Here is a 23,252-nt window from a genome sequence, read left to right on the forward strand (position 1 = left end):
CGGCCTGAGCCGCTTTTTTTTGGTGCAACGCCGGGTCAATGGCGGAAGTGCCGCACGCCGGAAAACACCATGGCCACGCCGCGCTCGTTGGCGGCATCAATGACTTCCTGATCGCGCATGCTGCCGCCGGGCTGAACGATGCAGCTCGCGCCGGCATCCACCACCACGTCCAGGCCATCGCGGAAGGGGAAGAAGGCGTCGCTCGCCACCACGGTGCCCTGCAGGCTGAGGCCCGCATGCTGGGCCTTGATGCTGGCGATGCGGGCCGAGTCGAGCCGGCTCATCTGGCCAGCACCGACGCCCATGGTCATGCCGTTTTTGCAGAACACGATGGCGTTGCTCTTGACGTACTTGGCCACCTTCCAGGCAAACAGCAGGTCTTCCATTTCCTCCAATGTGGGCTGTTTCTTGGTCACTACTTTAAGGTCGGTCAACGAGAGCTCATGGTTGTCGGCCGTCTGCAGCAGCAGGCCCGAGCCGATGCGCTTGGCGTCCATCGCATTGCGGCCACGCGCCCAGTTGGTGGTGCCGCCATGCTTCGGAAGCTCCACTTTGAGCAGCCGCACATTCACTTTGGATTTGAAGATTTCCAGCGCTTCCGCCGTGAAATCCGGGGCCATCAGCACCTCAACAAACTGCTTGCTGATCTGAGCCGCTGCGGCACCGTCCACCACGCGATTGAAAGCAATGATGCCGCCAAAGGCGCTGGTGGGATCGGTCTGGAAGGCCTTGGTGTACGTGCCCAGCGCGTCCAGTCCCACGGCCACACCGCAGGGGTTGGCGTGCTTGACGATCACGCAGGCAGCAGCGTCGAAGCTCTTGACGCATTCCCAGGCGGCATCGGCGTCGGCAATGTTGTTGTAGGACAGCTCTTTGCCCTGCAGTTGCACGCCCGTCACCAGCGAGCCGGGTGCGGGGTGCAGGTCACGGTACAGCGCTGCCTGCTGGTGGCTGTTTTCGCCGTAGCGCAAATCTTGCACCTTGGTGAAGATGCCATTGCTCTGACCAGGAAACAGGGTGCGGCTGGGCACATAGGCGTCTGCAAGCTTTTCCGGTTCGAACGTGACGGAAGACAAATAGTCGCTGATAGCGCCGTCGTACTGGGCGACGCGGTTGAATGCCGCCACCGACAGCGCAAAGCGCAGTTGGTCGGAGAGTTTTCCACTCGCTTGCAATTCTTCCAGTACTGCGGGGTACTGCGAGGCATCGGTCAGCACCCCCACATCCTTCCAGTTCTTGGCGCCACTGCGCACCATGGCGGGGCCACCGATGTCGATGTTCTCAATGGCATCCGCCAGCGTGCAGCCGGCCTTGGCCACGGTGGCCTCGAACGGGTAGAGGTTGACCACCAGCAGGTCGATGGTGTCGATGCCATGCTCCTTCAGTGCTGCCATGTGCGCTGGCAATTCACGGCGCGCCAGCAGGCCGCCGTGCACCTTGGGATGCAGCGTCTTCACGCGGCCATCGAGCATTTCCGGGAACTGGGTGACCTCAGCCACCTCGGTCACCGGCAGGCCGGCCGAAGCCAGCAGTTGTGCAGTGCCGCCGGTGGACAGCAGCTTGATGCCCAGCGCGTGCAGGGCTTTGGCAAAGTCGACAATGCCGGTCTTGTCCGAGACAGAAAGAAGTGCGTTCATGGCGTGGGCCGCAGAGTTTTGAATAAAAAACGGCTGTAGCGCTTATCTGGCAAGCGTCTACAGCTATATAAATAATAGTATTTAGAGCAGCTTGTGTTCGAGCAGCTTCTTGCGCAAGGTATTGCGGTTCAGGCCCAGCCACTCGGCGGCGCGCGACTGGTTGTTCTCAGCCTGGCTCATCACCACTTCGAGCAGCGGCTTTTCCACCGCACGCACCAGCATGTCGTACATGCCGTCAGGCGTTTCGCCATCCAGATCGCGAAAATAGCTCTGCAGGCTCTCGCGCACGCATTCGTCAATATGTTGCCGGCTCATGCCAACCATCCCTCTGTTGTTATTGCATTGTCCTGCGCCACAACGGGCGCTGGCAATCGGTCCATGGTAGCGCCCAACGCGTGCAGGTACTGCGCCACAGCGGCCCGCTGCCCTGCGCAGTCGTCTATGGCATTCATGCGCTGGCGGAAGGCTTCGCCGCCCGGCAGCGCGCGCAGGTACCAGGCAATGTGCTTGCGCGCACTGCGCACGCCCGTCTCTGCGCCGTACAGACTGTAATGCTCGTCCAGGTGGGCAAGCAGCAGGCGCTCAAGTTCGGCGACCAGCGGCGGCGCCAAGTGCTCGCCAGTAGCCAAGAAATGGTGGATCTCGCGGAATATCCAGGGCCGCCCTTGCGCCGCGCGGCCAATCATCAAAGCGTCAGCCCCCGTGGCGGCGAGCACGCTTTGCGCCTTCTCGGGCGAGTCGATGTCGCCGTTGGCCACCACCGGCACACCCACCGCCGCTTTCACAGCCGCCACGGTGGCGTACTCGGCGGCGCCACTGTAGCCCTGCTCACGCGTGCGCCCGTGGACGGTGAGCATGGCAATGCCCGCTGCCTCGAACTGGCGCGCAAGAGATACTGCGTTCTTGTGCTGCGCACACCAGCCGGTGCGCATCTTGAGGGTGACAGGCACGCCGCGTGGTGCACAGGCCTGCACCACCGCCCGCGCAATCGACACCGCCAGTGCCTCGTCCTGCATCAGGGCCGAACCGGCCCATTTGTTGCACACCTTCTTGGCCGGGCACCCCATGTTGATATCGATGATCTGCGCGCCGCGCTCGATGTTGTGCACGGCCGCCTCGGCCATCATGGCAGCGTCGGTACCCGCAATCTGTACGGCAATAGGCCCCGGCTCTCCGCGATGGTCGGCGCGGCGCGACGTCTTCAGACTGTTCCACAAATCGGGCCGCGAGGTCACCATTTCGCTGACCGCATAACCGGCGCCCAGCGTCTTGCACAGCCGGCGAAAAGGCCGGTCGGTGACGCCTGCCATAGGCGCGACAAAAAGACGATTGGGCAACAGGAAAGACCCGATATGCATGGGGTGCGCGGCAGGCTCGAACAAGGAGGCGGGATTGTAGCTGCTTAAATTTTCAGCATGCTGACACACCGCCGCGTGGGCCGGACTGCAGTTCAGACCTCCTCGGCGGATCAGTGCGTAGCCAGATCCATCGACTGCGGTCCCAGCCGTCTGTCCCGTACTTCGTGGGGGGCCGAAAGTTCCACCCGATGGCGCAGCAGCGCCTGGTCCAGCCAGGCGCGGTTGAATTGCACATCGGGCGAAGCGCCCGCGCCAGCGCCAAGTTCGACTGGCTCACCATCCGCCAGAGGGCCTCGCAGCACTGCGCTGGCGCGCCCGGAGTCCCGTACCACCAGTTCCACGCCTTGTGGGCGCATGTCGACGCACTGCACGCGCAACGCCAAGCCTTGGACGCGCAGTTCTTGCTCCGCAGCCCGCCAGTTGGCATCTCCTGGCCCACTGTGACAGTACCCTTCAGCGATCCGCAACGCGATGTCTTGTGAAGCGTCTGCTCGCGTTGCTGCCTGTGGGCTTATACAGCTGACGCAGCACAGGGCCGCCAGCAGGCACGCGATTGGGGGTCGAGCGAAGGGGTGGCTACGCGCCATGGGCACCTCCTGAAACGGGCCACTTTGCATAAGCACCAGCTTAGAAACCCCAACCCAGACCGCACCTACGCAGGCACCGCACATGGACGTAGGACAGCGCCTCGCAACACCCACTATGCCGGTGACGGCCCCTACACTCTGTCCGGTATGGAAATGTGGACCCATCTGCTTGAATGGCTCGCCCTGCCCCAGTTCGGGCTCAGCACCGTGTTCGTCATCGCTTTTGTCTCCGCTACCTTGCTGCCGCTCGGGTCCGAGCCAGCAGTTTTGGGCCTGGTCAAGCTCAATCCGGGCCTGTTCTGGCCCGCCGTGCTGGTCGCAACAGTGGGCAATACCTTGGGTGGCGCACTGAACTGGTGGATGGGGCTGGGCGCCCACAAGGTCGTGGACAGGGCCAAGGGCAGCCGTACCGATGTGCATGCACTGGCCTGGCTGGAGCGCTTTGGTGCGCGTGCCTGTCTGCTCAGTTGGCTGCCTGTGGTCGGCGACCCGCTGTGCGCCGTGGCTGGCTGGTTGAAACTGCCTTTCTGGCCCTGCGTCTTCTACATGGCCGTCGGCAAATTCTTTCGCTACCTCATCATCACCAGCGCACTGCTGACGATTATCCCGGCCGGGCTCTGAGCCGGTTTGCAATAGAATTTTTTGGTAGCTGCATTCGCTTATGCAGCATACGGAAACGCCAGAAATATGTCAGAAAATCAGTGCCCGCCGGAGCGGCGTTCTTCAATGAATCCGGCTTCCTCCACGAGCGAAAAATCGTCGTCTATTTCGCCGTCTTGCCCGAGACCATCACGGGCTTCATCGTCAGCATCCGGCTTTTGCGCCGCGCGCCTGTCCACCGGCTCTTCCACCACCACCTGATTGCGCCCACCTTCCTTGGCCAGATAGGTCGCCGTGTCGGCACGCGAGAAAAACTCAAGCACCGATTCTCCTTGCACATACTGCGTCACGCCGATGGAAACCGACACACGGGAGCGCATGGCCGCGCCCCAAGGGTGGGTCTCGACTTGCGAGCGCACACGCTCGCAAGTATTGAGCGCGGGCAACAAGGAAGTGCCAGGGAAAATCAGCAAGAACTCCTCGCCCCCATAACGACCGAAGATGTCCTCGTCGCGCACGCTCTGCTGCGCCACGCGCGAAAAGGTGCGCAACACCTCGTCTCCACCCAAATGGCCCATTTCGTCGTTGATGCGCTTGAAATGGTCGAGATCAATAATGGCAATGCACAGCGGTTGCCCGGTTTCATCGGCCAGTTGCTTTTGCTCCTCAAGCGCCGCAACGATGTAGCGGCGGTTGTAGCAACAGAGCAAGGGGTCAAGCTGGGCGTCGGCTTCAATGGTTCGAATCTTGCGACTGGCCTTGTTGAGCACCAGGTGCAGCAGCGGCACCTTGCCCGTCAGGTAAACAAACCCGGGAAGCGCGGCGGCCAAAGCCAGGAAATGCATGAACTCCAATTTGAGCAAGGCGGGGTTGCCCCGCTCAAATGCATGCATGGCCATCACCAAGGCATACCCAACCACCACGCTCAGCGCCAGCAAAAAGGCGACGTTGCGCGAAATACGGTACATCCCGTAGGCCAGGGTCACAAAAGTGAACGGCACCAGCAGCATTTGCATGGCAGGGTCGAGGTACACCAGCCACAGCATGCTGGCAAGCGCGCACACCACGATGGGCAGTTTCAGGCGCTTTTCACGAAACTTGAGGTTCCACTGCTTGCGAAAGAGCAGCAAAAAAACCAAGGGCACTGCCACCACCAGCCCAGAGAGGGCCTGCAGGGTGCTCGCCTGCACGTAGCCCATTGCCCAAAAGACCGCAGCGACCCCAACAAAGGCCCCCAGCAACAGCAAAACCACCAGCCATTTCTGGGCCGTGGAACGTGTACGGCGCAGGCGGCTGAAATCCGACTGGCGACGCCCAAAATTCCCCACACTGGCCGAAGAATCACCAAACCCTGACCCCATGTCCTCAGACATGGGGAATCCCTCGCTATGGGCAAAACCCACGCTTCCCCGGGCCGAAAACAACGACAAGAAAGGGAACATCCCCATGGGTTCACACCAAGTAGAGGGCGAAGCAAAAATCGGGACTGACAGGACTGAAGTGAGCGTTGCGCAAAACAAACGCTAGAGAAGAAGATAACAGATTTTCACAAAAAAACTACGGTTTGTTACGCCGAGCTTTTGACCAAACCCGCCAGGAGGGTCAGACGTTAAAAAGAAAATTCAGCACATCACCATCCTTAACGATGTACTCCTTGCCTTCTGCCCGCATCTTGCCGGCATCTTTAGCGCCTTGCTCCCCTTTGAACTTGATGAAATCGTCAAATGCGATGGTTTGCGCACGAATGAAGCCACGCTCGAAATCGCCATGAATCACACCGGCAGCTTGCGGAGCAGTATCTCCGACGTGAATCGTCCAGGCACGCACTTCCTTGACGCCCGCCGTGAAGTAGGTTTGCAGTCCGAGCAACTTGAAAGCTCCCCGGATCAGCCGCGCCAGGCCCGGCTCGGACTGGCCCATTTCCGCTAAAAACATATCGCGGTCTTCATCGCTCATTTCCGCCATTTCAGCTTCGATCTTGGCGCAAATGGCAACCACCGGTGCCTTCTGGCCAGCGGCATATTCCTTCAGTCGATCGAGGTAAGGGTTGTTTTCAAACCCGTCCTCGCTCACATTGCCGACGAACATCGCCGGCTTGGCGGTGATGAGACAAAACGGCTTGAGCAGTGGTTGCTCTTCCTTGGAGATCTCCACGGACCGGGCTGGTTTGCCCTGGTTAAGCGCTTCCTGAATACGGGTCAACAAGCTCACCAGTTTGGCGGCCTCTTTGTCGTTGCCCGACTTGGCAGCCTTGCTGTAGCGGTTGAGCGCCTTGTCCACGGTGGCAAGGTCGGCCAAGCACAATTCGGTCTGAATCACTTCAATGTCAGAAATTGGATCCACCCGCCCTGCCACATGGATCACGTTCTCGTCGTCAAAACAGCGCACGACATTGACGATCGCGTCGGTTTCACGAATATGGGCGAGAAATTGATTCCCCAGGCCTTCCCCCTGGCTGGCCCCGGCCACGAGCCCGGCGATATCGACGAACTCCACAATGGCCGGAACAATGCGCTCGGGCTGGATGATCTCAGCCAGTTGCTGCAGGCGCGGATCGGGCACCTCCACCACGCCCACATTGGGTTCGATGGTGCAAAAGGGGTAGTTCTCAGCCGCGATGCCGGCTTTGGTCAGGGCGTTGAAAAGGGTGGACTTGCCGACGTTGGGCAGGCCCACGATGCCGCATTGGAGGCTCATGGAAAATCCTTGTAAGGCGCCGTAGGCCGATAAAAACCGGCGCGACGCGAGAGAGGGCGCGGCGCTGCAGCTCCGAAGACGCAATTTCAAAGGGCAGGCGCGGGCAAGCCCGGCATTCTAGCCAGCGGGCAGTTCCTAGGCCACCCTTCTACAATCCTGGCATGGCCAAGCACTACGACCTCTGTATCCGCGGCGCTGGCATTGTCGGCCGCACACTTGCCTTGCTGCTGGCCCGCGAGCGCTTGAACGTCGCCTTGGTGGGCGCACCGCAGGCCGCAGGCAGCGAGCGCAGCGACATTCGCGCCTATGCGCTCAATGCCACGTCCCGCGCGCTGCTCGAATCGCTGCGTTGCTGGCCCGAAGCCGAGCACGCCACTGCAGTGTTGCACATGCAGGTGCAAGGCGATGCCGGCGGGGAAGTAAGCTTCGACGCCGCCGACCAGCATGTGCCGGCACTGGCATGGATCGTCGATGTGCCTGCGCTCGAAGCGCGTCTGGCCGAGGCCGCACGTTACCAGCCCCATATTGACCTTGTTCCTGAACCAGTGGCGGCACCTTTGACGGTCGTCTGCGAAGGTCGGGCCAGCCATACACGCTCCGAGCTGGGCGTGCATTTCGACGTCTCCCCCTACCCCCAGACCGCACTTGCCGCGCGCGTGCACTGCGCTATGCCGCACATGCAGACCGCACGCCAATGGTTTTCGGCCGATGGCATTCTGGCCTTTCTGCCGCTTGGCGGCGCCGACGGCAAGGAGGTCGCCGTGGTCTGGTCCGTCACGCCCGAGCATGCCCAGGGCCTGACGGAACAGAGCGACGCCACTTTTGCCAGTGCACTGGCGCAAGCCAGTGGCGGCGCGCTCGGTGTCTTGCAAGTGCAGGGCCCACGGTGCATCTGGCCACTGCAACTGGCACGTGCAGAACGTTGGTGCGGCCCGTTGGGCAGTGCTGGCAGCACCAGCGCCTCCTGGGTGCTGGCGGGCGACGCCGCCCACACGGTTCACCCATTGTCTGGACAAGGCCTGAACCTCGGCCTGGGCGACGTGCAGGCGCTTGCGCGTCTGCTCCATGCGCGCAGCAGTTGGCGCAGCGTGGCCGATCTGCGTGTGCTGCGCCAATACGAACGCGAGCGCAAGGCCGCGCTGCTGCCCATGCGCCTCACCACCGACCTGCTGGCCCAGCTGTTTGCCCACCCTCAGCCGGCCTTGCAGGCCCTGCGCAATTGGGGCATGCAGGGCTTTGATCACAGCGGCCCGCTCAAGAGTTGGGCCGCGAACCAGGCCATGCACCCAGACCTTTTTGCTTCCTCTGCAGCCGCTACAGGATATCCCATCCCATGAAGAAACTCACCTGGCTTCTGGCCTGCACCGCGCTCGCCACAGCGTTCAGCGCAGCCGCGCAGGAAAGCGCCATCCGCAAGACCCTCGCCGAGCGCATTCCGCAACTGGACAAGCTTGACGAAGTGCGCGCCACGCCCATGCCGGGCTTGTACGAAGTACGCATGGGCACCGATGTTTTCTACACGGATGCCAAGGGCAATTTCCTGATTCAGGGCGAGTTGATCGATACCAAGGCGCGCCGCAATCTCACCGAGGACCGCATCGCGAAGCTCTCGGCGGTGGACTTCTCCGCCCTGCCGCTGGCCGACGCCTTCACGGTGGTGCACGGCAGCGGAGCGCGCAAACTGGCGGTGTTTGAAGACCCCAATTGCGGCTACTGCAAGCGCTTTGAGCGCGACCTGCAGAAGGTGCAGAACGTCACCATCTACACCTTTCTCTATCCCATCCTGAGCCCGGATTCAGCGGAAAAATCGCGCAATATCTGGTGCGCCAAAGACCCCGCCGCAGCATGGCAGGACCACATGCTGCGTGAGCGCACGCCGGCTGCGGCGAGTTGCGACACTGGCGCGCTGCAACGCAATCTGGCATTTGGCAAGAAACACAAAATCACGGGTACACCTACCCTGATCTTCTCGGACGGCAGCCGCGTGCCTGGCGCCGTCAATGATGCGGAAGTCGAAAAACGCCTGGCACAGGCGGAACAAGCGGGCAAATGAGGCAGCACGGCGACCAGGCACCGTCCAGCCCAGCCCTCACGTCTTCAGCAATGCAGAGCGCCGGGGCCCCAGCCGTGCAATTCCGGGTCGTTTTACACGATCCGCATGCCCACCTCTACCGCATCACCATGCGGGTCGAAAATCCGCAGGCCCAGCAAACGCTGCAGTTGCCAACGTGGATTCCGGGCAGTTATCTGGTGCGCGAGTTTGCCAAACACCTGCAAAACCTGCGTGCTGGGCAAAACGACCAGCCCGTGGCGCTGACGCAGTTGGACAAGGCGACCTGGCGCGCCGACTGCCAAGCGAATGCAGCACTTGAAGTCCAGTACGAGGTCTATGCCGCCGACCAGTCGGTGCGCAGCAGCTGGCTGGATGCGTCGCGTGGTTTCTTTAACGGCACCAGTCTGTTTTTGCATGCCCTTGGCCACGCGCATTTGGCGCATGGACTGACCATTGAAGCTACGTCCTATGCCTTGGACTGGCAGGTGGCCACGGCTTTGCCAGCAGAACACATCGACGGTGCCGGCTTTGGGTCCTACCTGGCGCCTGACTACGACACCCTCGTGGACTGTCCTGTGGAATTAGGGAACGTCTGGAGGGGCCACTTCACCGTTGGCAGCACCCCGCACCGGTTCGCGGTCAGCGGCGCTGCGCCTTCCTTTGACGGCCAGCGGCTGCTTGCCGACGCTGAAAAAATCTGTACCACCTGCATGGCGTTCTGGCATGGCACGGAGCCGCCGCCGATCGAGCACTATCTCTTTCTTCTCAATGCGGTGGACGACGGCTACGGGGGCCTGGAGCATCGCAATAGCACGGCCCTGATTGCCGGCCGGCGTGACCTTCCGCGGCGCAGCGATGGCGCTGGCGGTGCCTGGAAGCCGGGCGAAGGCTACACCACGCTGCTCGGGCTCATCAGCCATGAGTATTTCCACACCTGGAACGTGAAACGCCTGCGTCCAGCAGAGTTCGAGCGCTACGACTATGCGCAGGAGAACTACACACAGCTGCTGTGGTTCTTCGAAGGCTTTACCAGCTACTACGACGACCTCCTGCTGGTGCGCGCGGGGGTTCTGGAGCATGCGGCCTATCTCAAGCGTCTCACCAAGACCATCAACCAGGTACTGCAGACGCCGGGGCGTCTGATCCAGAGCCTGGCGCAGGCCAGCTTCGACGCCTGGGTCAAGTACTACCGCCAGGACGAAAACACCCCCAACGCCACCGTCAGCTACTACACCAAGGGCGCCTTGGTCGCCTTGTGTCTGGATCTGACCCTGCGCCGGGAAGGCCACAGCACGCTTGACGCGGTCATGCGCGCACTGTGGACACGCTGCAAGGCAGGACCGATGCGGGAAGCCGATCTTCTCACCGCACTGGAAGACCTGGGGGGGCGCAGCTACGCGGCTGAAATCGCTGCCTGGGTGCATTCCACCGAGGAACTGCCGCTCGCCGAACTGCTGGCCGCGCATGGCGTTCGCCTGCAAGCCGATACCCCGCAGTGGGCGCAGCGCCTGGGCATGCGCATCGCCACAGGCGAAGAGCTGCGCATCAAATCGGTCCTGCGCGGCGGGCTGGCCGAGCGCGCCGGCATGGCAGCGGGCGATGAGTGGCTGGGCATTGAAACCGCCGCCGGCGCCTGGCGCCTGCAGCGACTTGACGACCTGGCCCTCTATGCGCCGCAAGGCACGCGCGAGGTGGTCGCCCTGGTAGCGCGCGACCGGCGCCTGCTGCGCCTGCCCCTACAGATCCCGCAGGACGGCACCGCCCCGGCAGATACCGTCTTGTTGCAACTAAGCGATACGGCATTGGCAGCGCATTGGCTCTCAGGCGACTGACGGCGCGCAGCCTTCTATATAGTTTGCATTTGGCAATTACCTGGAGAACACCGTGTCCTACGCAATGATCGAAGTGCGCACCGAAGCCGAGAAAGTCGGCATCATCACGCTCAACCGCCCCAAGCAACTCAACGCGCTGAACGATCAACTCATGAACGAGCTCGGCGCCGCCTTGCAGGCCTTCGACGCCGACGAGCGCATCGGCTGCATCATCGTCACGGGCAGTGAAAAAGCCTTTGCCGCTGGTGCAGACATCAGCGCCATGGCCAAGTACAGCTTTGCCGATGTGTACAAAGGTGACTTCATCAGCCGCAACTGGGAAACCATCCGCTCCATCCGCAAACCCGTCATCGCTGCGGTGAGCGGCTTTGCGCTGGGCGGCGGCTGCGAGCTGGCCATGATGTGCGACTTCATCATCGCTGCCGACAACGCCAAATTCGGCCAGCCAGAAATCAAGTTGGGCGTGATCCCTGGCGCTGGCGGCACACAGCGCCTGCCGCGCGCAGTCGGCAAAGCCAAGGCCATGGACATGGCCCTCACTGGCCGCATGATGGATGCCGAGGAGGCCGAGCGCGCCGGACTGGTCAGCCGCGTGGTGCCGCTGGGCAAGCTGCAGGACGAAGCCTTGGGCGCTGCGCTGACCATTAGCGACTTCTCGCGCGTTGCCGTGATGGCGGCCAAGGAATCGGTCAACCGGGCATTCGAGAGCGGTTTGTCGGACGGCGTGATGTTCGAGCGCCGCCTGTTCCACGCCCTGTTTGCGACCGAGGACCAGAAGGAGGGCATGGATGCGTTCCTGAACAAGCGCAAGGCCGTTTTCACACACCGCTGATTTCGCACGGATCCGGCGCCTACCCGCTGAAATCTGTTCTATAATTTTGGTCGCGGTGATATAGCTCAGTTGGTTAGAGCGCAGCATTCATAATGCTGATGTCGGTGGTTCAAGTCCACCTATCACCACCACTTTTTTTACCCCTTGCAGGCTGCCTGCAAGGGGTTTTTGCTTTCCAAGGTCGCTCGCGGCGCGCAGGCGGCGGCCTAGAATTGCCTTTTCAGCCGCTGGATAGAACCATGACCCGCTGCCCACCCTTGCTCTCCCGCCGCGCCCTTCGCGCCACGCTCCTGGCGCTGTGCGCTCTTGTGCCCTTTGCGGCATCCCCCGCTCTCGCACAGACCAATGGCGAACTCGGCGGTGTACGCACCTTCCCCGAGCAGGCCCGGCGCGGCACCCTGACCGTGCTCTCGACGGTGGACGCGCAAATCGACGGCAACCCGGTGCGCATGGCCCCCGGCATGCGCTTATTCAGCCCGCAGAACTCGCTCGTCATGCTGCATTCCGTCATCGGCAAGCAGTACACGGTGAACTACCGGATGGAGACCAGCACCGGCATGCTGCATACCGCCTGGATTCTGACCGCAGCCGAGATCGCCCTGCCGCGCGCCGGCGGCGGCGTGCAGCGCAACTTCCGCTTCGAGAGCGACACCACCCCGCGTTGAAACCTTGGCCGCTTCGGGCAGGCGGCAGCGCCGGCGCGCACCTGCTTGGGCACAGCCCTGCGAGACATTTCCATGAGCAAAAAAGTCTTTATCAAAACCTTTGGCTGCCAGATGAACGAGTACGACTCGGCCAAGATGCTGGACGTCATGCACGCCGCGGAAGGCTACGAGCCCACGCAGGACGTCGAAGAAGCCGACTTGATTCTGTTCAACACCTGTTCGGTGCGTGAAAAGGCGCAGGAGAAGGTGTTTTCCGACCTCGGCCGGGTGCGCCACCTCAAGGAGCGCGGTGTGCAGATTGGCGTGGGTGGCTGCGTCGCCAGCCAGGAAGGCGCCGAGATCATCAAGCGCGCGCCCTATGTCGACATCGTTTTCGGGCCACAAACCTTGCACCGCCTGCCGCAGCTCCTGGAGCAGCGCCGCGTGCAGGCCCGCCCGCAGGTGGACATCAGCTTCCCCGAAATTGAAAAATTCGACCACCTGCCGCCCGCGCGGGTGGAGGGCGCATCGGCCTTCGTCTCCATCATGGAAGGCTGCAGCAAGTACTGCAGCTACTGCGTGGTGCCGTACACGCGCGGCGAAGAAGTCAGCCGCCCGTTCGACGACGTGCTGGTGGAAGTCGCCGGCCTGGCCGACCAGGGGGTGAAGGAAATCACCCTGCTGGGCCAGAACGTCAATGCCTACCGCGGGCCCATGGGGAACACGGCCGAGATTGCCGATTTCGCCCTGCTGCTGGAATACGTGGCCGACATTCCCGGCATCGAGCGCCTGCGCTTCACCACCAGCCACCCCAACGAATTCACCCCGCGGCTGATCGAGGCCTACGCGCGCATTCCAAAATTGGCCAACCACCTGCACCTGCCCGTGCAGCACGGCTCAGACCGCATCCTGATGGCCATGAAGCGCGGCTACACCGCTATGGAATACAAGAGCACGGTGAAGAAGCTGCGCGCCATCCGGCCCGATCTGGCGATGAGCAGCGACTTCATCGTTGGCTTCCCCGGCGAGACCGAAGACGATTTCGCCAAGATGATGAAGCTGATCGACGACATCGGCTTCGACAACTCCTTCAGCTTCGTCTTCAGCCCGCGCCCGGGCACGCCCGCAGCCAACCTGCACGATGAAACGCCGGGCGACGTGAAGCTGCGCCGCCTGCACCAGTTGCAGGCCGTCATCAACGCCAACATCAAAACGATTAGCGAGCAACGCGTCGGAACGGTGCAGCGCATTCTGGTGGAAGGCGCCTCCAAACGCGACGCCGGCGAACTCATGGGCCGCACCGAGTGCAACCGCGTGGTGAACTTCGCCGGCCAGCCAAGGCTGGTGGGGCAGATGGTGGATGTGGCCATTACCGAAGCCAAGGCCTACACCTTGCGCGGCGAAGTGCTGGTCCGCGAGGCAGCATAAAGCGCCGGAAGCGCCTCTGAAGCGCCAACAGGCCAAGTGCAGCTATGCTTCTATATTTATAGCTGCTAGCGCTTACCCAATAAGCGCTAGAGGCCTAAAACACCTAAAATTTAAAAGGGCATCTTGGGCATGCCACCGCCGCCCATGCCTTTCATGCCGCCCATCTTCTTCATCATCTTCATCAGGCCGCCGCCCTTCATCTTCTTCATCATGCCCTGCATCTGCTCGAACTCCTTGAGCAGGCGGTTGACTTCCTGAACCTGCACGCCGGCGCCGTTGGCAATGCGCTTCTTGCGGGTGGCCTTGATAAGTTCGGGCCTGCGGCGCTCCTTGGGCGTCATGCTCTGGATGATGCCCTCCTTGCGTTTGATGTCTTTCTCGGCCCGGTCCATGTCCACCGCGCCGGCCTTGGCGCTCAGCTGCGCAGGCAGTTTGTCCATCAGGCTCGACAAGCCGCCCATCTGCTTCATCTGCTGGAGCTGACCGAGGAAGTCGTTGAGGTCAAAACCGTCGCCGCTTTTCACCTTCGCAGCGAGCTTCTGCGCGGCTTCCATGTCCACACCGGCCGACACCTGCTCGACCAGGGCGACGATGTCGCCCATGCCCAGGATGCGGCCGGCGTGGCGCTCGGCGTCAAACACCTCCAGACCGTCGAGCTTTTCCGACACGCCGGCGAACTTGATGGGCGCACCCGTGATCTGGCGCACCGACAGCGCCGCGCCGCCGCGCGAATCACCGTCGAGCTTGGTGAGGATGATGCCGGTGAGCGGCAACGCCTCCTTGAAGGCCTTGGCCGTGTTGATGGCGTCCTGGCCCTGCATGGCGTCCACCACAAACAGCGTTTCGACCGGCTTGATGGCGGCATGCAGGTCCTTGATTTCCTGCATCAGCAACTCGTCAATCGCCAGGCGGCCTGCGGTGTCGACCAACAACACATCGAAGTAGTGCTTTTTGGCGTAATCAAGCGCAGCGAGGGCGATATCCAGTGGCTTCTGGTCAGGCGTACTCGGAAACCACTCGGCGCCGGCCTGGGCCGTAACAGTCTTGAGCTGTTCGATGGCGGCCGGGCGGTACACGTCGCCAGAGACCGTCAGCACCTTCTTCTTGCGCTTCTCGATCAGGTGCTTGGCCAGTTTTGCCGTTGTCGTGGTCTTGCCCGCGCCCTGCAAGCCCGCCATCAGGATGACGGCCGGCGGCTGTGCGTTGAGATTGATGTCGGCCACGCCTTCGCCCATGGTGGCGACCAGTTCGCGGTGGACGATACCCACCAGCGCTTGCCCGGGCTTGAGCGAGCCCATCACTTCCTGACCCAGGGCCTTGTCCTTCACACGGGCGATGAAGTCGCGCACCACGGGCAGGGCCACGTCGGCCTCCAGCAGCGCCATGCGCACTTCGCGCAGCATGTCCTGCACGTTCGATTCCGTGATGCGGGCCTGGCCACGCATCTCTTTGACCAGGCGCGTGAGTTTGTCGGTGAGGGCGGAGGCCATAAAAAAATTCCGGGTGAGTGCGCTTGGGCGGGCGGTGTGGGCCGCAGGCTGGTGCCCGGGCGAAAGGTAAACTGCCGGGATGATTTTAACCAGCGCCTCTCCCGTCGCCTTGCTGCTGGGGGCTACCGCTGCAATTGCCTATGCCATACCGGCGGCGTTTGCCTCGCGCCTGCCCGAACCGGCCGCGAAAGCGGCGCTTTGGTTGGCTTGGGCACTGCATGGCGCCCTGCTTGGGCTGGGCATGCTGCAGCCCTCGCCTCGCTTTGGTTTTGCCCCCGCGCTGTCCGTCACCGCCTGGCTGGTGCTGACGGTGTACGCCGTAGAGCGGCAACTATTCCCCCAGTTGCGTGCACGCTGGGCTTTGGCAGCGCTGGGGGCGCTGGCCGTGCTGTTGGCTCTGGCATTTCCAGGCCAGCCGCTGCACATCAGCGCCTCGGGCTGGCTGCCACTGCATCTGGCGCTCGGCATCGCAGCCTACGGGCTGTTCGCTGCTGCGGTGGTCCATGCGGCACTGATGACCCGTGCCGAAAAGCGGCTTCGCCTGGCCGAAGACCCCCACAGCGGCCTGCCTTTGCTGACGCTTGAACGCCTCACGTTCCGCTTCGTCACAGCCGGGTTCGTGCTGCTGAGCGCCACCCTGGTCGCTGGCGTTCTGTTCAGCGAGGCCCTCTACGGGCGCGCATGGCGCTGGGACCACAAGGCGGTTTTTTCGCTGCTGTCCTGGTTCACTTTTGCCGCCTTGCTGCTCGGGCGCAGGCGCTTTGGCTGGCGCGGGCGCAGTGCGGTCCGGGTGTTGTATGCGGGCGCAGTGCTGCTGCTGCTCGCCTACGTCGGTTCGCGCTTTGTACTGGAAGTCGTGTTCGGGCGCGTAGTATGAAATTTCTCGTTCTGCTGCTGGTGCTCGGCGTGGCCTACATGGTGTGGCGCGGCAAGCGCGTCGAGTCCAGAAAAGCACCCCGGCAATCGGCGCAACTTCCTGCTCCCCAAGAGATGCTGGCCTGTGCGCGCTGTGGCGTCCATGTGCCCCGCAGCGACGCCTGGCTCAGCGACGGGCGAAGCTACTGCTGTGCCGAGCACCAAAAGCAAGATGGCCACTGAGGGGTTCTTTGCCACCTCGCTGGCGCGGCAGCGGCTATTGCGCGGACAGGACCCCGCCTTTTTGCGTCTGTGGCAAGGCTTTCTGACTGGCCGCGTCGTCGTAGCCCTGGCGCTGCTGCTGCTGCAGCTCATGGGCCAGATGCTGAACCAGGCCGCAGAACCGTGGATCATCGGCGTCTGCGTGCTGTACTTGGCTGGCACCCTGGCCCTGCGCCTGTTCGCAGGCAGGGCGGCGCCCTCTCCGCAGGCTGGCGTGCAATGGCTGCCTTCGATCGGTGTGGATTTGGCGGTGGTGTCAGCGCTGCAACTCCTGCACACCGGCAGCATGAGCTTCACCCCGCTCTTTGGACTGCCCATCCTCATGGCCTCGGTGCTGGGCACACTCACCCTCGCGCTGGGGACCACCGCAGCCGTCACGATCTTGCTGCTCGCCTGGGCCTGGTGGGGAGGTGACCACAACGGCGCAGAGATGGCGCAGCGCTCGCTGCAAGCGGCGTTGACGGGCACGGGCTACTTTATCGTGGCCTTCCTGGTGCAGCAGCTCGCGCTGCGCCTGGTGCGCGAGCAGCACATTGCCCAAACCAGCCGAGCCACGGCCATGGTGCAGCAGCAGGTCAGCGCGCTTGTGATTCAGAACCTCAGCGAGGGCGTGCTGGTGCTGGGCGAAGACTTTGTGGTGCGCAATGCCAATCCGGCGGGAGTGCGGCTGCTCGGCGCCGAATCCACGCTGAGCGCGCCGTTCTCGCTGCTTGCGCGCCCGCCCTGGCAAGCCCTTGCCGCCCTGGCGCGGCGCAGTTTTCGCCAGAATGCCCCCCAAGTCGCCGAAGTCAATCTGATCAGCGAAGACCAGAGCCCTATTGGATTGCACGTGCGCACCTGGCTGACAGCGCCCGACTCCGCGGCCCCGGACGCTTCCGAGCAGCGCCTGTGCGTCATGTTCCTGCACGATTTGCGCGAGCTCGAAGCACGCCTGCGGACCGAAAAGCTCGCCGCCATGGGCCGCATGTCGGCCGCCGTGGCGCACGAAATCCGCAACCCGCTGGCGGCAATCGTCCAGGCAAACGCCCTGCTGGACGAAGACCTGCACGACCCGACACACAAGCGTCTGGCGCAGATGATCGGCCAGAACGCCGACCGTCTGGCCCACATCGCCGAGGAAATTCTCGATATTGCCCGCGTGCAGCACCAGATCGACCACGCCGCTGCGGCCACGGTAGCGCTCGACGACAACGTGGCGCACATCTGGCGCGAGTGGCAGGCGCACGCCGCGCCGACACGCCAGGGAACGCTGGCACTGGGCGCGCCTGGCATGCATGTCGAATTCGATGCCGAACACCTGCGCCGCGTGCTGGTGAACCTGCTCGACAATGCCTTGCGCTACCGCTCCGGCGACAGCGAGTCGCTGCAATTGCAGACGCGCATGGATTCCCCGGGCCAGGCCAGCGTACAAGTGTGGAGCGATGGCGCGCCCTTGGACCAGTCGGTCGAGCGCCATCTGTTCGAGCCCTTCTTCTCCTCCGAGAGCCGCTCCAGTGGCCTGGGTCTCTACATCTGCCGCGGCCTGTGCGAGCGCCATGGCGCCAGCATCGGCTACCAGCGCGCGCACCGGCAGACACAGACCGGCGATCGCAGCGGGAATGCGTTTACCGTAAGGTTCCGTGGCACTGGCCTGGTGGCCTCGCCCGACGCCTCCCTGTTTGACACCATCGTGGTCTGACCCTCTGACTATGCATTCCCAGCCCGCCTCCATCCTCGTGGTCGATGACGAACCCGACCTGCGAACGCTCTACGAGCTGACGCTGTTGCGGGAGGGCTACCGTGTCGAAACAGCCGCCGATGTTGCAGAGGCACGCCAGTTGCTGGCGCAAAACCGGTACGAAGTGGTCATCACCGACATGCGCCTGCCCGACGGATTTGGCATGGAATTGCTGCACGACCTGCGCAAACAGCAACGCCCGGAGCGCTGTTTGGTCATGACAGCGTACGGCTCGGCTGAAAACGCCGTCGAAGCACTGCGCGCCGGTGCATTTGATTACCTCACCAAACCGGTGGATCTCAAGCAGTTTCGCGCCGTGGTGGCCTCGGCGATCCAGGGTACGGACAGCGTCTTGGCGCCCAAAACCGCGCAAACACGTACGGCGCCGGGCGGCCCCAACGGTCTCAGCGGCCCGACCTCCCTTGATCGCCTGGTAGGCCAATCCCAGACCATGCAGAACGTCAAGCAACGCATTGCCAAAGTGGCACGTGGCATGGCGCCTGTCCTGGTACGCGGTGAATCTGGCACGGGAAAAGAACTGGTTGCCAGAGCCTTGCACGAAAGCAGCCAACGGGCTGGTGGCCCGCTGGTCGCCGTCAACTGCGGCGCCATTCCGGAAGCTTTGCTGGAAGCCGAATTCTTCGGCGCGCGCAAAGGCTCCTACACCGGCGCTACGCAGGATCGACAGGGGTACTTCCAGGCCGCGCAAGGCGGTACGCTCTTTCTCGACGAGATCGGTGACTTGCCGCTGGCCATGCAGTCCAAGCTGCTGCGCGCCATCCAGGAACGCAGTGTGCGGTCGCTGGGCGCAACGCAGGAGGAGCCGGTCGATGTGCGCATCGTCAGCGCCACCCACCGCGACCTCGCCGCCGACGTCCAGGCTGGGCGCTTTCGCCAGGATCTGTATTACCGGCTCAACGTCATCGAGGTGGTGATACCTCCGCTGCGCGAACGCCGCGAAGACCTGCCTGACCTGTGCCGCGCCCTGCTGGCGCGTATTGCCCACGAATCCGGCATCCCCGCGCCCAAACTTACCGATGCGACCGTTGCGGCCATCGCGGCCCACCCCCTCACCGGCAACGTGCGCGAACTGGAAAACCTGCTGCACCGCGCGGTAGCCCTGGGCGACGGCGATGAACTGCACGTGGACTGCGCAGTCTCGTCAGTCACCGAACCCCTACCGGCCGGCACCACCCCCGGCGCGACGGAAACAGCACCTGCGGCAGCACGGGCGGATCAGGAACCGGTCCCCCGGGATCTGCAGGCCTGGCTGGATCAGCAGGAGCGCTGCATTCTGGTGCGTGCGCTGCAAGAAAACCATTTCAACCGCACGGCGACGGCAGCTCGCCTGGGCATCAGTCTGCGCCAGATTCGCTACCGCATCGCGCGGCTCAACATCGCGGCACCTGGCGACCCGCAAGGCGACGATGAGGCCTGAGAACAGCTCCTTGTGGCAAGGTGGCTGGTACCAAGCTGCGCATGCGCTGGCATCACCACACTGCGATGCGCGTCCGGCGGGCGCCCAGGTGGATTTGCTGGTGGTGCATTCCATCAGCCTGCCGCCTGGGCAGTACGGCGGCGGTGATGTCGCGGCGCTCTTTCTCGGCACCCTCGACTGCACCGCCCATCCCTACTACGAACGCTTGCGCGGCCTGCGCGTTTCAGCGCATTTCTTTGTCCGCCGGGATGGCGCGCTGGTTCAGTTCGTGGACTGCGACCAGCGCGCATGGCATGCGGGGGCGTCCTGCTACCGGGGCCGCAGCCATTGCAACGACGACTCCATCGGCATTGAACTCGAAGGCCTGGAGGGCGAAGTCTTCGAGGCTGCGCAGTACGGCACGCTGGTGCAACTGAGCCACGCGTTGGCGCAGCGCTACCCCATTGCCCACATAGCCGGGCATGAACATATCGCACCAGGGCGCAAGGCCGACCCAGGTGCGGCATTTGACTGGGTGCAATTTCAGAGCCGCCTGGGCCTGCCGAGCATTCAGTTTCCGCTGCGCTGAGCACGCCGCACGCGGGCCACATAGCCCGCGCCCAGGCCAACGCTCCAATCCAAACGCGGCCCGAGAGCCACAAACAGCTCGCAGACGGCTGCCAAGCTTGCTTCTTCCCCCGCGCTCCAAGCCACATGCGGGCTGGCACAAATGTCTGCATGGCATGCACCATTAAATTCCAAAAAAACACTATAGGTAGCGTATTGCAAATACTTTTTGCACCACCTATAGTTATTCACCCACACCTACCGCCGCCCAGTCTTTTTCTTTTTTTGAATGGAACGCCATGCATTCCTCCCTCCAGCCCCCTGAATTTTTTCGCCGATCGGCAATTCCTGCGCAAGGTGCCAACCTATTGGCGCCCACACCACCAGCGGATTACGCCCACCACCACCTGATTCGTCGCAACGGTGCCGTCGTACCGTTTGAGCCGCAAAAAATCGCGGTGGCATTGATGAAGGCATTTCTCGCCGTGCACGGCGCGCAAGGGGCTGCATCCGCCAGCATCCGCGAGGCCGTGGATGGGCTCACCCAAGCGGTGGTGCGTGCCCTGCTGCGCTCGCGTCCGAACGGCGGCACCTTTCACATTGAAGACGTGCAAGACCAGGTCGAGCTGGGGCTGATGCGCGGCGAACACCACGAAGTGGCACGCGCTTATGTGCTGTACCGGGAGCGCCGCGCGCAGGAGCGTTCGCACCAAGCAACTCCTGTGCACCATGCAGAGGCCGAAGTGCTGCATGTGCTCGAAAATGGGGAGCGCACACCACTCGACTTGGCCAGGCTGCACGCACTGGTGGAGGCCAGTTGCGCTGGTCTGGGTGAGCATGTCGCAGCCGCCCCCATCGTCCAGGAAACGTTGCGCAACCTCTACGACGGCATTGCGCTGGATGAAGTCTTCAAGGCCGTGATCCTGGCCGCGCGCACCCTGATTGAAAAGGACCCGGATTACAGCTACGTCACGGCCCGCTTGCTCATGCACACCATTGGCCGTGAAGTATGGGGGCGCGACGTCAGCCCAGAAGCGTTGGACGCCGCCTACCGCGAGCACTTCCCCACCTTGCTGCGCCAAGGCGTGGAACAAGGCTTGCTGGACGAGCGCCTGCTGCAATTCGATCTGACGCCACTGGCCAACGCATTGCGCCCCGAGCGCGACCGCCAGTTCGACTACCTGGGCCTGCAAACGCTGTACGACCGCTATTTCTTGCATGTGCACAAGCGCCGCATCGAAATGCCGCAGACCTTTTTCATGCGGGTCGCCATGGGGCTGGCTCTCAATGAAGTCGATCGCGAAGCCCGCGCCATCGAGTTCTACGAACTGCTGTCGGCCTTTGACTTCATGTCGAGCACGCCCACCTTGTTCAACAGTGGCACGCGCCGCTCGCAACTCTCGAGTTGCTACCTGACCACCGTGCCCGATGATCTCGATGGCATCTACGAATCGATCAAAGAAAACGCCTTGCTTTCCAAGTACGCCGGAGGGCTGGGCAACGACTGGACGCGGGTACGGGCCCTGGGTAGCCACATCAAGGGCACGAACGGAGAATCTCAGGGCGTCGTGCCGTTCCTCAAAGTCGTGAACGACACCGCGGTCGCAGTCAACCAGGGAGGCAAGCGCAAAGGAGCCGTGTGCGCCTACCTGGAAACCTGGCACCTGGATATTGAAGAATTCCTGGAACTGCGCAAAAACACCGGCGACGACCGGCGGCGCACGCACGACATGAACACCGCCAATTGGATTCCCGATCTGTTCATGCGCCGGGTCCTGGAAAAGGGACGCTGGACCCTGTTTTCGCCGTCTGACGTGCCCGATCTGCACGACTGCTTCGGCGCCGAGTTCGAGCGTGCATACCTGGCGTACGAGGAGCGTGCACAGCGTGGTGACATCACACCTTCACGCACCATCGAGGCGACCGATCTGTGGCGAAAAATGCTCACCATGCTGTTCGAGACCGGGCATCCCTGGATCACGTTCAAGGATGCCTGCAACCTGCGCTCACCCCAACAGCATGTCGGCGTCGTGCACTCGAGCAACCTGTGCACCGAGATCACACTCAACACCAGCGACTCCGAGACTGCCGTCTGCAATCTTGGGTCGATCAACCTGCTGAACCACCTGAGCCGCAGCGCCCAGGGTGCCCTGTCACTGGATCACGGCAAGCTGCAGCGAACGGTGGCGACCGCGATGCGCATGCTCGACAACGTCATCGACATCAATTTCTACGCGGTCAAGAAAGCGCGCGATTCGAATCTCCGGCACCGCCCTGTAGGCCTGGGCCTGATGGGTTTTCAGGACGCGCTGTATGCACTGCGCATTCCCTACGCGTCAGAAGAGGCGCTCGCATTTGCCGACCAGTCGGCAGAGGCTCTCTGCTATTACGCCTACGAGGCATCGAGCAACCTAGCCGCGGAGCGTGGTCGCTACAGCAGCTTCAAAGGCTCTTTGTGGGACCGCGGCATCCTGCCGCTCGATTCGCTCGAACTGCTTGCACAGGCGCGCGGCGGCCATGTCGAAGTCGATCGTTCATCACAACTCGATTGGGACACGCTGCGCGCCAAGATCAGGCGTGACGGCATGCGCAACGCCAATTGCGTGGCCATCGCGCCGACGGCAACCATCTCGAACATCGTCGGCGTGGACGCTTCTATCGAGCCATGCTTCGGCAATCTGTCGGTGAAATCGAACCTGTCGGGCGAGTTCACCATCATCAACCACGGGCTGGTACGCGACCTCAAGCAGGCGGGTATCTGGGACGAAGTGATGCTGATGGATCTCAAGCACTTCAAGGGCTCACTGCAGCCCATTGACAGGGTGCCCGCAGAGATCAAGGCGCTGTACGCGACCGCCTTCGAGATCGCACCCCGATGGCTGGTCGAGGCCGCAGCCAGGCGCCAGAAGTGGATCGACCAGGCACAGAGCCTGAACCTCTACATGGCGGGCGCCTCAGGCAAGACGCTGGACGAGACCTACAAGCTGGCCTGGGTGCGAGGACTCAAGACCACCTACTACCTGCGCACCCAGTCGGCCACGCATGTCGAAATGAGCACCGTGCCTTCGCGCCACCACAACGCAGTCGACAGCCAACTGCAGCAGCCAACGCATGCAGCCGCAGCCCTTCCAGCAAGCGATGTGCAGTTCTGCGCCATCGACAACCCCGACTGCGAAGCCTGCCAATAGAGACGTGCATCACGCACACGCTCGGCGGCTTGTGCAGTGAAGCAACAAAACCGCGTCGCGCCGCGCTT

General features: G+C 62.8%; 20 protein-coding genes and 1 tRNA gene. 14 read left to right on the forward strand and 7 right to left on the reverse strand.

Going from position 1 to position 23,252, the window contains the following annotated elements; translation table 11 throughout:
• Positions 1 to 35: 35 nt before the first annotated feature.
• The 4 genes from purH to D3F03_RS17160 form a co-directional block, all read right to left on the reverse strand.
• Positions 36 to 1,637, reverse strand: coding sequence for a bifunctional phosphoribosylaminoimidazolecarboxamide formyltransferase/IMP cyclohydrolase (gene purH, locus D3F03_RS08745; protein WP_119108989.1), 1,602 nt, complete (start codon positions 1,635 to 1,637; stop codon positions 36 to 38).
• 81 nt (positions 1,638 to 1,718) lie between these two features.
• Entirely contained in the window at positions 1,719 to 1,952 is a 234-nt protein-coding gene (locus D3F03_RS08750) for a Fis family transcriptional regulator (protein WP_119108990.1), read from the reverse strand.
• Positions 1,949 to 2,995, reverse strand: a complete 1,047-nt coding sequence (gene dusB / locus D3F03_RS08755) for a tRNA dihydrouridine synthase DusB (RefSeq protein ID WP_119109471.1) — start codon at positions 2,993 to 2,995, stop codon at positions 1,949 to 1,951. Before dusB ends, D3F03_RS08750 begins: the two co-directional genes overlap by 4 nt.
• 110 nt (positions 2,996 to 3,105) lie before the next feature.
• Positions 3,106 to 3,351: a hypothetical protein gene (locus tag D3F03_RS17160; RefSeq protein ID WP_147414717.1), complete on the reverse strand. Its 246-nt coding sequence runs from the start codon at positions 3,349 to 3,351 to the stop codon at positions 3,106 to 3,108.
• Positions 3,352 to 3,729: 378 nt separating this feature from the next.
• Between D3F03_RS17160 and D3F03_RS08765 the strand changes: the two genes are divergently transcribed.
• Complete coding sequence (locus tag D3F03_RS08765; RefSeq protein WP_119108992.1) at positions 3,730 to 4,203, forward strand: YqaA family protein; 474 nt, start codon at positions 3,730 to 3,732, stop codon at positions 4,201 to 4,203.
• A 77-nt stretch (positions 4,204 to 4,280) separates the two neighbouring features.
• Here the strand turns inward: D3F03_RS08765 and D3F03_RS08770 are convergent, their stop codons facing one another.
• The gene (locus D3F03_RS08770; protein ID WP_245960556.1) at positions 4,281 to 5,555 is read right to left on the reverse strand and encodes a GGDEF domain-containing protein; all 1,275 of its coding nucleotides are present in this window, start codon (positions 5,553 to 5,555) and stop codon (positions 4,281 to 4,283) included.
• 229 nt (positions 5,556 to 5,784) lie between these two features.
• Complete coding sequence (gene ychF / locus D3F03_RS08775; protein WP_119108994.1) at positions 5,785 to 6,879, reverse strand: redox-regulated ATPase YchF; 1,095 nt, start codon at positions 6,877 to 6,879, stop codon at positions 5,785 to 5,787.
• A 161-nt stretch (positions 6,880 to 7,040) separates the two neighbouring features.
• On the opposite strand from ychF, the gene D3F03_RS08780 reads away from it, so the two are divergent.
• The 7 genes from D3F03_RS08780 to miaB all read left to right on the forward strand — a co-directional run bounded on the left by D3F03_RS08780 (position 7,041) and on the right by miaB (position 13,668).
• Positions 7,041 to 8,216, forward strand: coding sequence for an FAD-dependent monooxygenase (locus tag D3F03_RS08780; RefSeq protein ID WP_119108995.1), 1,176 nt, complete (start codon positions 7,041 to 7,043; stop codon positions 8,214 to 8,216).
• Positions 8,213 to 8,932 (forward strand): DsbC family protein, encoded by a 720-nt coding sequence (locus D3F03_RS08785; protein ID WP_119108996.1) that lies wholly within the window; start codon positions 8,213 to 8,215, stop codon positions 8,930 to 8,932. The genes D3F03_RS08780 and D3F03_RS08785 overlap by 4 nt, the downstream gene beginning before the upstream one ends.
• A gap of 50 nt (positions 8,933 to 8,982) precedes the next feature.
• Positions 8,983 to 10,764, forward strand: coding sequence for a M61 family metallopeptidase (locus D3F03_RS08790; protein ID WP_119108997.1), 1,782 nt, complete (start codon positions 8,983 to 8,985; stop codon positions 10,762 to 10,764).
• A 52-nt stretch (positions 10,765 to 10,816) separates the two neighbouring features.
• Entirely contained in the window at positions 10,817 to 11,596 is a 780-nt protein-coding gene (locus D3F03_RS08795) for an enoyl-CoA hydratase (protein WP_119108998.1), read from the forward strand.
• A gap of 54 nt (positions 11,597 to 11,650) precedes the next feature.
• Positions 11,651 to 11,727: transfer RNA gene (locus tag D3F03_RS08800), tRNA-Met, on the forward strand.
• Positions 11,728 to 11,835: 108 nt separating this feature from the next.
• Entirely contained in the window at positions 11,836 to 12,261 is a 426-nt protein-coding gene (locus D3F03_RS08805; protein ID WP_119108999.1) for a hypothetical protein, read from the forward strand.
• A gap of 72 nt (positions 12,262 to 12,333) precedes the next feature.
• On the forward strand, positions 12,334 to 13,668 hold the full coding sequence (miaB, locus tag D3F03_RS08810; RefSeq protein ID WP_119109000.1) for a tRNA (N6-isopentenyl adenosine(37)-C2)-methylthiotransferase MiaB: 1,335 nt from the start codon (positions 12,334 to 12,336) through the stop codon (positions 13,666 to 13,668).
• Positions 13,669 to 13,778: 110 nt separating this feature from the next.
• Here the strand turns inward: miaB and ffh are convergent, their stop codons facing one another.
• Positions 13,779 to 15,158, reverse strand: coding sequence for a signal recognition particle protein (ffh, locus tag D3F03_RS08815; protein ID WP_119109001.1), 1,380 nt, complete (start codon positions 15,156 to 15,158; stop codon positions 13,779 to 13,781).
• A 79-nt stretch (positions 15,159 to 15,237) separates the two neighbouring features.
• Between ffh and D3F03_RS08820 the strand changes: the two genes are divergently transcribed.
• The 6 genes from D3F03_RS08820 (at position 15,238) to D3F03_RS08845 (ending at position 23,184) form a co-directional block, all read left to right on the forward strand.
• Positions 15,238 to 16,035 (forward strand): cytochrome C assembly family protein, encoded by a 798-nt coding sequence (locus D3F03_RS08820; protein WP_119109002.1) that lies wholly within the window; start codon positions 15,238 to 15,240, stop codon positions 16,033 to 16,035.
• A complete protein-coding gene (locus D3F03_RS08825; protein ID WP_119109003.1) occupies positions 16,032 to 16,256 on the forward strand; it encodes a PP0621 family protein in 225 nt (74 codons plus the stop codon). Before D3F03_RS08820 ends, D3F03_RS08825 begins: the two co-directional genes overlap by 4 nt.
• Positions 16,246 to 17,973 carry an ATP-binding protein gene (locus D3F03_RS08830; RefSeq protein ID WP_119109004.1) on the forward strand — a complete coding sequence of 576 codons (1,728 nt, stop codon included), beginning with the start codon at positions 16,246 to 16,248 and terminating at the stop codon, positions 17,971 to 17,973. Before D3F03_RS08825 ends, D3F03_RS08830 begins: the two co-directional genes overlap by 11 nt.
• A 10-nt stretch (positions 17,974 to 17,983) precedes the next feature.
• A complete protein-coding gene (locus tag D3F03_RS08835) occupies positions 17,984 to 19,450 on the forward strand; it encodes a sigma-54-dependent transcriptional regulator (RefSeq protein WP_119109005.1) in 1,467 nt (488 codons plus the stop codon).
• Positions 19,440 to 20,018, forward strand: a complete 579-nt coding sequence (gene ampD, locus D3F03_RS08840) for a 1,6-anhydro-N-acetylmuramyl-L-alanine amidase AmpD (protein WP_119109006.1) — start codon at positions 19,440 to 19,442, stop codon at positions 20,016 to 20,018. Before D3F03_RS08835 ends, ampD begins: the two co-directional genes overlap by 11 nt.
• Positions 20,019 to 20,295: 277 nt before the next feature.
• On the forward strand, positions 20,296 to 23,184 hold the full coding sequence (locus D3F03_RS08845; protein WP_119109007.1) for a ribonucleoside-diphosphate reductase subunit alpha: 2,889 nt from the start codon (positions 20,296 to 20,298) through the stop codon (positions 23,182 to 23,184).
• Positions 23,185 to 23,252: the final 68 nt, after the last annotated feature.

Source organism: Simplicispira hankyongi, from assembly GCF_003570885.1.
GTDB lineage: Bacteria > Pseudomonadota > Gammaproteobacteria > Burkholderiales > Burkholderiaceae_C > Simplicispira > Simplicispira hankyongi.

Bases quoted from the DNA above. Each gene is read 5' to 3' on its own strand.
- D3F03_RS08805 (WP_119108999.1), top strand. From the start codon at position 11,836: ATGACCCGCTGCCCACCCTTGCTCTCCCGCCGCGCCCTTCGCGCCACG.
- D3F03_RS08825 (WP_119109003.1), top strand. From the start codon at position 16,032: ATGAAATTTCTCGTTCTGCTGCTGGTGCTCGGCGTGGCCTACATGGTG.
- miaB (WP_119109000.1), top strand. From the start codon at position 12,334: ATGAGCAAAAAAGTCTTTATCAAAACCTTTGGCTGCCAGATGAACGAG.
- D3F03_RS08820 (WP_119109002.1), top strand. From the start codon at position 15,238: ATGATTTTAACCAGCGCCTCTCCCGTCGCCTTGCTGCTGGGGGCTACC.
- D3F03_RS08770 (WP_245960556.1), bottom strand. From the start codon at position 5,555: ATGTCTGAGGACATGGGGTCAGGGTTTGGTGATTCTTCGGCCAGTGTG.
- ampD (WP_119109006.1), top strand. From the start codon at position 19,440: ATGAGGCCTGAGAACAGCTCCTTGTGGCAAGGTGGCTGGTACCAAGCT.
- purH (WP_119108989.1), bottom strand. From the start codon at position 1,637: ATGAACGCACTTCTTTCTGTCTCGGACAAGACCGGCATTGTCGACTTT.
- ffh (WP_119109001.1), bottom strand. From the start codon at position 15,158: ATGGCCTCCGCCCTCACCGACAAACTCACGCGCCTGGTCAAAGAGATG.
- D3F03_RS08765 (WP_119108992.1), top strand. From the start codon at position 3,730: ATGGAAATGTGGACCCATCTGCTTGAATGGCTCGCCCTGCCCCAGTTC.
- ychF (WP_119108994.1), bottom strand. From the start codon at position 6,879: ATGAGCCTCCAATGCGGCATCGTGGGCCTGCCCAACGTCGGCAAGTCC.
- D3F03_RS08845 (WP_119109007.1), top strand. From the start codon at position 20,296: ATGCATTCCTCCCTCCAGCCCCCTGAATTTTTTCGCCGATCGGCAATT.
- dusB (WP_119109471.1), bottom strand. From the start codon at position 2,995: ATGCATATCGGGTCTTTCCTGTTGCCCAATCGTCTTTTTGTCGCGCCT.
- D3F03_RS08785 (WP_119108996.1), top strand. From the start codon at position 8,213: ATGAAGAAACTCACCTGGCTTCTGGCCTGCACCGCGCTCGCCACAGCG.
- D3F03_RS08830 (WP_119109004.1), top strand. From the start codon at position 16,246: ATGGCCACTGAGGGGTTCTTTGCCACCTCGCTGGCGCGGCAGCGGCTA.
- D3F03_RS08780 (WP_119108995.1), top strand. From the start codon at position 7,041: ATGGCCAAGCACTACGACCTCTGTATCCGCGGCGCTGGCATTGTCGGC.
- D3F03_RS08750 (WP_119108990.1), bottom strand. From the start codon at position 1,952: ATGAGCCGGCAACATATTGACGAATGCGTGCGCGAGAGCCTGCAGAGC.
- D3F03_RS17160 (WP_147414717.1), bottom strand. From the start codon at position 3,351: ATGCGCCCACAAGGCGTGGAACTGGTGGTACGGGACTCCGGGCGCGCC.
- D3F03_RS08835 (WP_119109005.1), top strand. From the start codon at position 17,984: ATGCATTCCCAGCCCGCCTCCATCCTCGTGGTCGATGACGAACCCGAC.
- D3F03_RS08790 (WP_119108997.1), top strand. From the start codon at position 8,983: ATGCAGAGCGCCGGGGCCCCAGCCGTGCAATTCCGGGTCGTTTTACAC.